This window comes from Bacteroidales bacterium (genome assembly GCA_029210725.1).
Taxonomy (GTDB): domain Bacteria; phylum Bacteroidota; class Bacteroidia; order Bacteroidales.
Map to the genome: position 1 here is coordinate 1 of JARGFM010000011.1, position 12,289 is coordinate 12,289.

General features: G+C 49.7%; 12 protein-coding genes. 5 read left to right on the top strand and 7 right to left on the bottom strand.

Annotation, left to right across the window (positions count from 1 at the left end; genetic code table 11):
- Window positions 1–123 precede the first annotated feature (123 nt).
- A complete protein-coding gene (locus tag P1P86_07565; protein ID MDF1575030.1) occupies window positions 124–795 on the top strand; it encodes a type IV toxin-antitoxin system AbiEi family antitoxin in 672 nt (223 codons plus the stop codon).
- A 351-nt stretch (window positions 796–1,146) separates the two neighbouring features.
- On the opposite strand, the gene P1P86_07570 is transcribed toward P1P86_07565, so the two are convergent.
- A complete protein-coding gene (locus P1P86_07570) occupies window positions 1,147–1,707 on the bottom strand; it encodes a TlpA disulfide reductase family protein (protein ID MDF1575031.1) in 561 nt (186 codons plus the stop codon).
- Between the two features lie 9 nt (window positions 1,708–1,716).
- Window positions 1,717–2,058 carry a DUF362 domain-containing protein gene (locus P1P86_07575; GenBank protein ID MDF1575032.1) on the bottom strand — a complete coding sequence of 114 codons (342 nt, stop codon included), beginning with the start codon at window positions 2,056–2,058 and terminating at the stop codon, window positions 1,717–1,719.
- A gap of 102 nt (window positions 2,059–2,160) precedes the next feature.
- Between P1P86_07575 and P1P86_07580 the strand changes: the two genes are divergently transcribed.
- Window positions 2,161–3,291, top strand: coding sequence for an ATP-binding protein (locus tag P1P86_07580; GenBank protein MDF1575033.1), 1,131 nt, complete (start codon window positions 2,161–2,163; stop codon window positions 3,289–3,291).
- A 139-nt stretch (window positions 3,292–3,430) separates the two neighbouring features.
- Here P1P86_07580 and P1P86_07585 read toward each other — a convergent pair whose 3' ends face one another.
- The 5 genes from P1P86_07585 to P1P86_07605 all read right to left on the bottom strand — a co-directional run bounded on the left by P1P86_07585 (window position 3,431) and on the right by P1P86_07605 (window position 9,034).
- The gene (locus tag P1P86_07585) at window positions 3,431–3,991 is read right to left on the bottom strand and encodes a TlpA disulfide reductase family protein (GenBank protein MDF1575034.1); all 561 of its coding nucleotides are present in this window, start codon (window positions 3,989–3,991) and stop codon (window positions 3,431–3,433) included.
- Window positions 3,992–4,109: 118 nt separating this feature from the next.
- Window positions 4,110–4,670, bottom strand: a complete 561-nt coding sequence (locus P1P86_07590; protein ID MDF1575035.1) for a TlpA disulfide reductase family protein — start codon at window positions 4,668–4,670, stop codon at window positions 4,110–4,112.
- A 46-nt stretch (window positions 4,671–4,716) separates the two neighbouring features.
- Complete coding sequence (gene murA / locus P1P86_07595) at window positions 4,717–6,024, bottom strand: UDP-N-acetylglucosamine 1-carboxyvinyltransferase (protein ID MDF1575036.1); 1,308 nt, start codon at window positions 6,022–6,024, stop codon at window positions 4,717–4,719.
- Window positions 6,025–6,042: 18 nt separating this feature from the next.
- Window positions 6,043–6,690, bottom strand: a complete 648-nt coding sequence (locus P1P86_07600) for a DUF4290 domain-containing protein (GenBank protein MDF1575037.1) — start codon at window positions 6,688–6,690, stop codon at window positions 6,043–6,045.
- A gap of 34 nt (window positions 6,691–6,724) precedes the next feature.
- Window positions 6,725–9,034: a 3'-5' exonuclease gene (locus P1P86_07605; GenBank protein MDF1575038.1), complete on the bottom strand. Its 2,310-nt coding sequence runs from the start codon at window positions 9,032–9,034 to the stop codon at window positions 6,725–6,727.
- Window positions 9,035–9,210: 176 nt separating this feature from the next.
- Between P1P86_07605 and P1P86_07610 the strand changes: the two genes are divergently transcribed.
- The 3 genes from P1P86_07610 to P1P86_07620 form a co-directional block, all read left to right on the top strand.
- On the top strand, window positions 9,211–10,707 hold the full coding sequence (locus P1P86_07610; protein MDF1575039.1) for a gliding motility-associated C-terminal domain-containing protein: 1,497 nt from the start codon (window positions 9,211–9,213) through the stop codon (window positions 10,705–10,707).
- Between the two features lie 21 nt (window positions 10,708–10,728).
- On the top strand, window positions 10,729–11,439 hold the full coding sequence (locus P1P86_07615; GenBank protein MDF1575040.1) for a VTT domain-containing protein: 711 nt from the start codon (window positions 10,729–10,731) through the stop codon (window positions 11,437–11,439).
- 208 nt (window positions 11,440–11,647) lie between these two features.
- Window positions 11,648–12,289, top strand: a 642-nt coding sequence (locus P1P86_07620) for a putative Ig domain-containing protein (GenBank protein MDF1575041.1), incomplete at its 3' end; no start/stop codon positions are given.

Consider the following 12,289-nt stretch of genomic DNA (forward strand, 5'->3'; position numbering starts at 1 on the left):
ATTATCAAGGAATTTTTGGGCAAAAACAAGCTGGGTTTTACCACTCAGGATGTGATTAGGGCATTCCCGGAATGAAACAGGCTGTACTTAACCAGACTGCTTACAGAAATGCTACGCCAGGGGATGCTGCTTAAAGTAGTACGTGATACATATCTCATTATTCCTTTTAATGCTAATCCGGAATCCTACGTTCCCGATAGAAACCTTGTGGCTAAATACATCATGCAGAATAAGGAGTATTATATCGGGTATGCTTCAGCAATGAAGATCCATGGGCTCACCCTCCAATCCGCAGACAAGGAATATGTGGTCACCAAAAGGCAAATTAAACCGTCCATCAGAACACACAGGGGAATCACATATCAATTTATTCACCATGATGCAACCCGATTCTTCGGTTTTAGCAGCCTTTGGATCAACAAGAGCGAACAAGCCATGGTGAGTGATCTGGAGAGGACAATCGTGGATGTGGCTACCAAACCGCAACTTTCCGGTGGCATTGTTGAGCTTGGAAAGGCCATCTTTCAGACGACAGATAGGATCGACCATGATAAGTTGTTTTATTACTTCTCAAGAAATAATATTCTGGCAGCAAAGAAGAGATATCTGTTCCTTACCGAAATACTGGGTCTGGAATGGACCGATGATCATGATAGAATGATGAAAGAATTAGGAACCAGCATCTCTCTGTTAGATCCTGCAGCCCCACATCAGGGGCCAAAAAAAAGCAATTTCGGTTTGAAGATCAATGTGGACCCGCTCCTCATTAAGCGGAAAGTCCTTGCTACAAGTTAGTACTGATACCATTAAGGACCGCCACACTATTAAGGACCGACACGCTATTATTGATCTGCACGCTATTAAGGACCGACACGCTATTATTGATCTGTACAATATTAAGGACCGGCACGCTATTATTGATCTGTACAATATTAAGGACCGGCACGCTTACCGTCCCGCCTTTGTTCTTTTTCTCCCTAACTAACACCCTTACAAGATAATGGGACACCCAAAAACGTAGAAATCAACCTCCTAAAATGCTGATTTTCTCAATTCTAATAAATCACTCCGAAAACAGTGATGAAAACAGAAGCTGTTGCAGGCCATACTAAAAAACTGTAATCTGAGTGGCTAAAGGCTATGGATCTATTTGAGATATTCGTTCAGTTTGTCGTCCAGGTAATGCCTGCGCAGGCCTACCGCCAGGATAACGCCATCGCCATTGATGAGAAAGTTAACAGGGATGGACGAAACCTCGTATTCAATGGCCGCCTCTGAATATCTTCCCTTCAGATCGCTCACATGATATTCCCACTCCAGGCTGTCCTTTTCAATGGCCGCAACCCAGTCATCCCGGTCCCGGTCAAGGGACACACTATAGATGGTAAATCCGGAGCCGTTTACAAACTCCCTGTCCGTGTATTTGCGATAAATTTCCACCAGATAGGGATTATCCCGGCGGCAGGGGGGGCACCAGGCAGCCCAGAAATCGATCAGCACCATCTTTCCGCGCAGGGAGTGCAGCGAAATCTGTTTCCCCGTGGTAGATTCCAGCAGTAAATCCGGGGCAACCTGTCCGATACGGATGGCTTTCACCACCTCTTCTGCCGCCCTTAGGGGAATATCACTTCCCTGAGCTCCGGCCTGCTGGTTAGAGGAGAATAACATAAAGCCGGCTGCCAGTATCATGTAGTAGACAATCTTCATATTCAAGTTTTAGTATGGGGCCCAATATACTAAACCTTCAGGAATAATGCCTGCAGCCACCATATCGGTGGCCAGGGGATTGGTCCCGGCAATGATCAGATCGGTCTTGACCAGGTCGCCGTCGGAAGGTCCATTCCCCTCCATGGAGGTCGAAGCGTCAATCACCGTCAGTCCAGGGGGACAGGCCCGGACCATGTCCATAATCTCAAAGGACACACAGGGAGAGTTCTTTTCAAAAGCCTCTTTGGTGGTGCAGTGGGGATCGGGGCTTACCAGGTTGGACTTCAGTATGATACGAAGAGGAAAAGCCGGAGGCGATGCCCAGGGTGCCGACCACCCCTGTAAGCACAAATTCGCGTCGCGTGAGGATTGAGAAGTATAACCAGTTTTACCTTATCTTCAAAATTGTTATAACTATTTTGAACTTATATTGGATATTGCTATATTTCGCTTATGATTCCACGCATACCCCTTGAGAAAATCACAAGGCAACTAAACCGTCAAAGAGCCATCATCATCTATGGTCCGCGCCAATGCGGTAAGACGACTCTGCTAAATATGCTTACGCCTCAGCTGAATGGAGAATATCTATGGCTGAACGGAGATGACAATGCGGATGCAGCCCTGCTATCCGACAACTCAAGAGAACGCTTAAAAAGAGTTATTGGAAAGAATAAATACCTCATTATTGATGAAGCCCAGGAAATCGAGCAGATTGGTAAAAAGATAAAAATCATCATCGATGCCCTGCCTGGTATTTGTCCAATCTTATCAGGTTCATCGGCATTTGAACTGGCAAATAAGATGAATGAGCCGCTGACCGGACGCAAATTCGAAATCTTCCTCTTCCCGGTAGCCTTTTCTGAGATGTCGGCATATCACGGACTCAGAAAGGAAATTCAACAGCTTGAGAGCAGGTTGATTTTTGGTTCCTATCCGGAAATTGTTATGAATCCGGGACAAGAGAAGGAGCTGTTAAAGGAACTAAGCAGCAGCTACCTTTACAAGGATGTATTCAAATATGGAAATATCCGGAAACCCAAAGAACTGGAGAAAATAGTCACTTTGTTGGCCTGGCAGCTTGGAAGTGAAGTGAATATATCGGAATTAGCCAGAGAAGCCGGTACTTCATCCCATACAGTTGAACGTTATTTGGACCTGCTGCAGAAATCATATATTATTATTGAATTGCCTGCCTTTTCCAGGAACCATCGCAACGAGATAAAAAAGAACAAGAAGATTTATTTCATTGATAACGGGATTCGCAATACTTTGGTTGGAAACCTGGATCTTTTGGCAACAAGAAGTGATGCAGGTGCATTATGGGAAAATTACCTGGTGTCTGAAAGACATAAGCTCAATGCATTCAAGGGATTTCATGGTTACAAATATTTCTGGAGAACCAAACAACAGCAGGAAATTGATTACCTGGAGGAATCCGATGGCAAGATCGACGCTTTTGAATTCAAATGGAACCCCGCCAAAAAAGCAAAAATTCCGCTCACCTTCACCAAAAACTATCCTGTCAACAGCACGACTCTGGTGAATCCGGACAATTATGAACTTTTTCTGAATAAGGACTGAATCACAGTACTTGAAATACGCTTCTGTTTACTCATAACTGTCTGTCATTACATTGTACAGCCAAGTTACGTCAGAAGCCCTGTATCTGTCAAGTAAATTATTGAATATTATGGATTTAGTCCCTGAATAAGCGCTTTCCCTATTTAAGAAGTTCCTTCAGCTTATCTTCCAGATAATACCCCCGCAGGCCCACGGAAACGATGATGCCGTCTCCGTCGATAAGGGTGTTTGCCGGAATGGAAGAAACTTCGTACTCCAGGGCCGGGGCGGATTGCCATCCTTTCAGATCGCTTATATGCGATTCCCATTCCAGACTATCCTTCTCAATTGCTGCAGTCCATGCTTCTTTACTTCTGTCAAGGGAAACACTATAGATTGTAAACCCGGAACCGTTTATAAACTCTTTGTCCTTATAGTGGCGATATACCTTCACCAGATTGAGATTCTCCCGGCGACAGGGGCCGCACCAGGCAGCCCAGAAATCGATCAGGACCATCTTACCCCGGAGGGAGGACAGGGAAATGGTTTCCCCTGCCGGAGATTCAAAAACCAGTTCAGGCGCCCGGTCTCCTATTTGGAGACCTGTCGACACTTCTTCCCGAAGCATCTCCGAATCCCCGCTTTGCTGACCATTAACACCCTGGGGCCAAAGGGAGAAAAGGGCGATTGTTATCATCAATACAGGGTGTGCAGCTTTCATATTCCAGATTTTGTAAGGGGGCTAATATATAAAATATTAGTTCACACAGCTCCGGCCGAACTGCGCAGGATGCTCTCCGGGCCGCAGAGACCAGGATCAGGCCATGGGGAAGGCAGGGCTATTTCAGGTACTCTTTCAGCTTGTTATCGAGGTACTCCCCTCTCAGGTTCTTGGCCAGAATGATCCCATCCCCGTCGATCAGGAAGTTTGCCGGGATGGCCATCACCCCGTACTGGGCTGCAGGAACGGATTGCCAGTATTTGAGATCGCTCACGTGGGATTCCCATTCCAGTCCGTCTCTTTCGATGGCTGCCACCCAATCCTCTTTGGTCCGGTCCAGGGACACCCCGTAAACCGTAAAACCAGATCCGTTTACAAATTCTTTATCCTTAAAACGATGGTAGCTCTTTACCAGGTTGGGATTCTCGACCCGGCAGGGGGAACACCAGGCGGCCCAGAAATCAATCAGGACCATCTTACCCCGGAGTGATGAGAGGGAGATTTTCTCCCCTGCGGGAGATTCAAAGACCAGTTCAGGGGCTCTTTCACCAATATTTATTCCGGTTTTTATCCCGTTCTTTACCCCGCCCGGAGCTTCTGTTACGGTGGCATTTCCACCCCTGGATCCACAGGAGACCAGGAACAATGAGGTCCATAGAAGATACAATAGAGTTTTCATATAATCAAAGTTAGGGTTGTGATGCAAAAGTAGAAAATCCTGCGGATTAATCTTCACGGCGAATGGAGGCCCCCAGCTGATTGAGCCGGATATCGATGTTCTCATAGCCCCGGTCGATCTGTTCGATGTTATAGATCGTGCTGGTTCCTTCGGCCGACATGGCTGCGATGAGCAGGGCCACTCCCGCCCGTATATCGGGCGAGGACATGGTGGTCGAGCGCAGCCGAATCCTGTGATCCAGTCCGATTACGGTGGCCCGGTGAGGATCGCAAAGAATAATCTGTGCTCCCATGTCGATCAGTTTATCCACGAAAAAGAGCCTGCTCTCAAACATCTTCTGATGGATCAGTACACTCCCTTTGGCCTGGGTGGCTGTAACCAGGATAACACTCAGCAGGTCAGGAGTCAGACCGGGCCAGGGAGCATCGGCAATGGTCATAATGGCCCCGTCGATAAAGGTTTCAATGGTATAGTGATCCCGGGCCGGTACAAAGAGGTCGTCTCCCCTCCTCTCCAGGCAAATTCCCAGGCGCTGAAACGCATTGGGGATGATGCCCAGCTGCTCAAAGGCCACCTCTTTGATGGTAATCTCTGATCGGTTCATGGCAGCCATCCCAATGAAGCTGCCCACTTCAATCATATCGGGCAGTATGGTATGCTCGGTTCCTCCCAGGCTATCCACGCCATGGATGGTCAGCAGGTTAGATCCGATGCCGTCTATGGAAGCTCCCATCCGGACCAGCATATGACAGAGCTGCTGGATGTAGGGTTCGCAGGCCGCGTTGTAAATGGTGGTATCCCCCTCTGCCATCACACCGGCCATAATTATATTGGCCGTCCCGGTAACCGAAGCCTCATCCAGGTGCATGTAGGCACCCTTCAGCCTGGAGGCATTCACCTGATATAAGTGATCGGCATGGTCAAAATCAAAACTGGCTCCCAGGGCCAGGAATCCGAGGAAATGTGTATCGAGCCTTCTGCGTCCGATTTTGTCCCCTCCCGGCTTGGGCAGTACCGCCTTCCCGAAGCGGGCCAGCAAGGGCCCGAGGATCATAACCGATCCCCTCAGAGACGCCGACTGCCGGATAAAGGCCTCGGTGCGGCAATAGTCCAGGTCAACTCCTGCCGCACGAAACTGATAACTGGAAGGGGAAAGCTGCCGAACATCCACACCCATATCCCGGAGTAGTTCCATAAGGAGCAATACATCCTTGATGCGCGGAAGATTGTGTATGGTGATCGCTTCAGGGCTCAGAAGCGTGGCACACAAAATCTGAAGTGCTTCATTCTTAGCACCCTGGGGAGTGATCTCCCCTTTCAGTCCATGTCCTCCCTCAATAATGAACTTACCCATGGAACAGGTATGTGCTGGCTACTGCTTGTGTTGATGCTGATAGTACTGCTGCTTGTATTTCCCCTTTTTACCTCCACTCTTCTGCTTGGGGGCGACGGGACGGTTCTTGGCAAGGATATCTTTAGTTTCGGGTAATTTCAGTTCCGGATTCACCTCCAGAACACCCCCGGAAAGGACCTTCATATCCCCGAAGATCTCCTCATCGCTTACTGCTTCCCTGTTCCAGGTAAGATAAGATTTCTTCATATGGTAGGCAATCATCTTTACCAGGTCATCTTTCTCCTCACCAGGCTCCAGTGCAACAGCCTTCTCGATCATCAGGACAATGGAACGGCCATAATGCTTCTTGGCAATCCGGTGCTGATGATAGGGAACCTTTTCAGGTTTGCTTTTCAGGGACTCGGGCTCAGGCCAGGGGTAAGGCGAATCTATATCCAGATCAAAATCGGCAATGATGGCCAGGTGATCCCAAAGCTTGTGCTTGAAATCGTTGACATCTCTCAGGTGGGGATTCAGGTTTCCCATCACTCCAATCACGGTGCGGGCAGCCTTGTTTCGTTCGTCACGATCCTTGATGGTTTTAATATGGTTCACCATTTTATGGATATTCCTCCCATATTCGGGCAGGATCAACTTATCCCGGCTGGAATTATAATCGTATGTCATGGATTGAAATTTTTACAAAAGTAGTTCTTTCTTTTTAATCCACCACCCTGAGCTTGGCAAACTTGAGTAATAGCTGTTTGGTTCCGATGGGGAATAGCACGGTGGCTTTGATGTTGGAACCGGTTCCCTCCAGCTGGTGCACCTCCCCAATTCCAAAACGGGGATGCTCCACCCGGGTACCCACCCGGATCATTCCGGGATCGGAGGGGGTGAAATCTTCAGGGGTCTGAGAGACTGCCTGGTTCACATTTACCAGATTGCGGCCTCCCGGACGGACCTGGGATGGCTGTTGCTTCTTCTCCATGATTCTCCGGTAGCTTTCAGGAACAAATTTTTCCTTTTCACCCTCGCCCCTGCCGCTGCCCGGAAGCACGGGATAGAAATCGGGAGGAAGTTCCAGGTAACGGGGATCAATCTCTTTGATAAAACGGCTGGGTGAACAGGCATTCTGGATGCCCCATTTATAACGCTGGGCCGCGTAGGTGATCACGGCGCTCTTCTCCGCCCTGGTCAGTGCCACATAAAACAGCCTGCGCTCTTCTTCCAGATCTTTGGGATTATCGGTGCTCATTTGTGAGGGAAAGAGCTCCTCCTCCACCCCCGCAATTACCAGGTGTTTAAATTCGAGCCCTTTAGCCGAATGTATCGTCATGATAGTCACCCTGTTCTTGTCCTCCTCCTTTTCCTGGTCCGCATCGGTCATCAGGGTCACCTCCTGCAGGTAACTGCCCAGATTCATCTCCCCCTCCCTGTCAGGGTCATCCGTAAAAACCTTGATCCCGTTGAGCAGCTCCTCGATGTTTTCATACCTGCTCACATTCTCCGGGGTACGGTCCGACCGAAGTTCACTGATGATGCCGGTCTCACTGGCAATGGTATAGGCCAGGTCGAAGGCTACCATCTCCGGAAGCCGCTGCCTGAAACTCCTGATCATCTGAGTAAAGCCCTGCAGCTTATTCAGGGTTCCCCTGTTAAAGCCGAGATTGACCTGGTCGAGGTGCGTCAGTACCTCCCAGATGGGGGAATCCAGCTTTTCTGCATAGCCGTTCAGCTTTTCCAGGGTGGTCTTCCCGATCCCCCGCATGGGGTAGTTGAGGATCCGTTTGAGCGACTCGTCGTCCCTCGGATTGACGGTGAGCCGGAAATAGGCCAGCAGGTCCTTAATTTCCTTGCGCTGATAAAAAGACAGTGAACCGTAAACCTTGTAGGGAATGTTCATCCGCCGGAGACTCTCTTCAAAGATCCGGCTCTGCGCATTGGTCCGGTAAAGAATGGCAAAATCTTTATGCTCCAGCTGCTCTCTGAAACGCAGATCGGAGATATGCCCGGCGACCAGGTAGCCCTCCTCCCGGTCGTCCGAAGCCTTTAGTACCCGGATGGGTTCTCCGCTTTCATTTCTGGAAAAGACCTCCTTGGAGATCTGCCCCCTGTTCTTTTTAATGACACTGTTGGCCGCCTTGACAATGGTCTGGGTGGAGCGGTAGTTCTGTTCCAGCTTATAGATGCGGTAATCGGGATAGTCATTCTTAAAATTCAGGATATTTTCGATGCGCGCTCCCCGGAACGAATAGATACTCTGGGCATCATCCCCAACCACACAGAGGTTACGTTGAAGCTCCGATAGTTTCTTCACAATCAGGTACTGGGAGTAATTGGTGTCCTGATACTCATCCACCAGCACATAATCGAAGGTCGCCCGGTATTTGTCAAGCACCGCCGGATGATCCCTGAACAGAAGGTTGGTCTGCAGCAGCAGATCGTCGAAGTCCATGGCGCCAAAATGTTTGCAACGCTTCACATAACGGTCATACACCTCGCCCAGCCGCGGACGGCGCGATATCTGGTCGCGAACCTGAAACTCACCGCTGCCCAGGTAAACATCCGGGGTAACCAGGTTATTCTTGGCAGCTGAGATACGTCCGAATACTTCAGCGGGCTTGTAGATCTTTTCATCCAGGCCGAGCTCCCGGACAATGGTTTTCACCAGACTGCGTGAATCGATGGTGTCGTAAATGGTAAAGTTGGAAGGAAAACCCAGCACCCCGGCCTCCCGTCGCAGTATCCTGGCAAAGAGGGAATGGAAGGTCCCCATCCAGAGGCTGCGGGCCAGATCGAGCGAAACCATGGTGGCGATCCGCTCCTTCATTTCGTTGGCCGCCTTGTTGGTAAAGGTGAGGGCCAGGATTCTCGAAGGACTGATCCCCATGGAAAGCAGGTAGGCTATCCGGTAGGTCAATACCCGTGTCTTGCCCGATCCTGCGCCGGCAATGACCAGTGCCGGTCCCTTGTAATTTAGTACCGCTTCCTGCTGCGCCTCGTTCAAGTCCTGCCTGATTTCTTCCACCTGCTCCTCTGTTTTTATGGGCTGACTAAGATAATATATGTTGATGGATAATATCCAACGCTGATCGCAGGTGATATGATAATTTATTGCACAGTTGAGCTAAATGTTGCATTTTTACGGCCCCTTTGTTTGTATAATAATTTGGCAATAATTCGTTTATAGAATAAACATCTGTCATGACACTACCCGGAGCGGTTGATAAAAAGTATCTCAGGTGCCTGGCAGCGGCAGTAATCGCGGCCCTGGTTCTGGGGCAGGATACCGTGGCACAAATAAGTTCAGGCTCTGCCGATCATGTGGATACGCTGACCTATCTGCCGGGAAATCCTGCAGAAGACCCCCTCTTTGTCTTCTACCAGCCGGAAAGCGGAAGCAATCCCGGATCCCTGACTGCCACCTACCAGGGAGCAGGGCCCTTTAATTTTGAATGGAGCAGGTACAATCCGGCGGTCAACGGTTTTGATCCGGCTTTCAGCAGTGAAACGGGAGCCGGCTCCTCCACGGTATCCAACCTGGATGAAGGGGGGTACAGGGTCCGGATCTGGAACGAAACAGGTACCGATGTCACCTATATGTCGTGGGTCATGCTGGATCATTTACGCGACAGTGTGGTGCAAACCAGCGAGGGGACACTGCCGGGATTTCTTTATACCTGCGACTTTGTGGCCATTGCCGGATATGTTTTCCCGGATACGTTTAAATACTGGGATCTTGTATCACATAAAATGATCACCAGGGTCCTCGATTACTCTTTCAAGTGGACCTCTGACAACAATGAACTGGACATTCCCAATGACACCCTGGTGCTGCGGCCCAATATCTCCTATAAACCACCTTATAAGGATACGGAGTATTACCTCACTGCCACCGATGAGTTCGGAATGACCGCCGTGGATCAGGTCTTCTACGAGAGCATTCAGACCAGCGCCAGCTTCAGCATGGAATACCTGGACAAAGTGACCGGGGAATACACCCCGGATCTGTCTGGCGACTGGAGCCCCGGGGAGGGAAGTCTGGATGCCATGCTTACTGTCCGCTTCATCAATGAATCCCTGAATGGGGAAAGCTACCAATGGGTTTACCTGGACACGGTGGGGGGAGTCCTGGAGACAGAGACCACCTACGACCTGGAGACCGTAACCGAATTTACCTACGAAACCGCCGACGAGTATTACTATCCGTACATGATCTCCATCAGTGAAGAAAATTGTACGGATACCTTCAGGGTGGCGGAAGGCATTCACGTTGCACCCTCCCAGCTGGAAATTCCCAATGTATTCTCCCCCAACGGCGACGGAATCAATGACTATTTTGTTTTCAAGCACCAGTCGCTGGAATCGTGCAGGGTCACCATTGTGGACCGGACCGGGAAAATGGTCTACAAAAGAAAGATTCAAAATATCTACTCCTGGGACGGCTGGGACGGGAATATGCACGATAGTAACCGGAAGGCCCCGGAAGGACAGTATTATTTTGTCGTGGAAGCCATGGGCTATGATGGCATGGAATTCAGCGATCCGAACATTATTGAGCAATGGAAGCTGAACCGGGGGAATAACACGACGGGCAGCACCACCGGTACCGGCACTTCCGGCACACAAACCGGTGAAGAGGATACCAACCGGCTCTATACAGGCTGGCTCTACCTCTACCGGCATAAAGGCGAATTGTAAAGCCTGCTTAAACAGTATGCAGTGAAACAGTTGCGTATCGTTATCATCGTATTTATCCTGCTCACGGCGGGGGCCTTTCTCTGGCTTACCGCAGGCACAGATGCCCGGACCCTGCTCTTTGAGAGGATCATGGCAGGCGATGAACGGATGGTTTACCTGGTGCTGTTAATCAGTGTCCTTACCCTGCTCAGTACCCTCACCGGGCTCCCTGTCTTCTATCTGTCCATGGCCATGGGTTTCCTGCTGGATTTCACTCCGGCCCTCCTGATCTGCTGGGTCGTCAACCTGCTTTCGGTCCTGGCCTCGTTTTTTATGGTCCGCTCAGCCTTTTCGGACTATTTCAGAACAAAATACGGGAAAAAGAAACTGATCAGGCGGATCAACAAACGAATTGAAAATTACGGGCTCTGGAGCGTGGTATTCAGCCGGGGCATCTACATCCTCCCCACCAATCTGATCAATTTCAGCTTTCCGCTGAGCAACATCACCATCCGCTCCTACCTGGCGGGAACCACGATCGGATTAATTCCGGAGTGCCTGATTAATGTGCTTACGGGCTTCCTGATCAAACACGAGGTTATTCTTCTCTCCAGTCCCGAAACCAGAAGCTGGCAGGCAGCCATTACCGGGACATTTATCCTGCTGCTTTTGCTTGTTTTTTTTCTCCTAAAAATACGCCAGAACCGTCGTAAGAAGTTCAGAACATTGAAGGGAATTCCATTTGAAAATTAGTCAAAATTGAAGCTCTGTTCTGCAGAGCCCCGGTAGCGGATTGTTCTGCTGCCGGCACATATATTCACCATTTATCCGGCTCTTTTTCATATCATTAATCTGAAATCTGCCTGCTCCGTTCGTCACCTGGATGAAATGCTGTCTGGCGGGCAGCGGCTAATTGGTCAATTTTATTTTAAAGAAGAAATTTTTTATTGCAACTTGCAGGATGAAAGAGAATATGAAAAGGCTCATATTATCCATATTAATCCTGCTTGTCCTGGTCGCTGGGACCCTTGCCCAGAACTTACCACCGGTGTTTATCTCTGTACCGGTGACAGAGGCCACGGAAGAGGTGCTCTATGAATATACCGCCGTTGCCGAAGACGTGGACGAGCTCGATGTGCTTACCTACAGTGCCCCCGATCCCCTGCCCGCCTGGCTTACCTTCAATCCCGGCAACCAATTATTAAGCGGGACTCCCGGGAATGAGGATGTGGGCGCTCATGAAGTCACGATCCGGGTAAATGACGGAACGGTGGATGTGGATCAGGTTTTTACCATCACGGTGAGCAATGTCAATGATCCGCCTGTCTTTACTACGGTTCCGGATACGGTGGCCACGGAGGATGTGCTCTATTTATCTTCGGTGACTGCCACGGATGCGGATATTGGAGATGTCCTTACCTACAGTGCCCCCCTCCTGCCGGCCTGGTTATTGTTTGATGCAGGCACACAGGTTCTGAGTGGAACACCGGGCAATTCAGAGGTAGGTTATCACAGTGTCACTCTGAGGGTAAATGACGGAACGGTGGATGTGGACACCACTTTCACGATTCATGTGTATAATGCCAACGATGCCCCCGTCTTT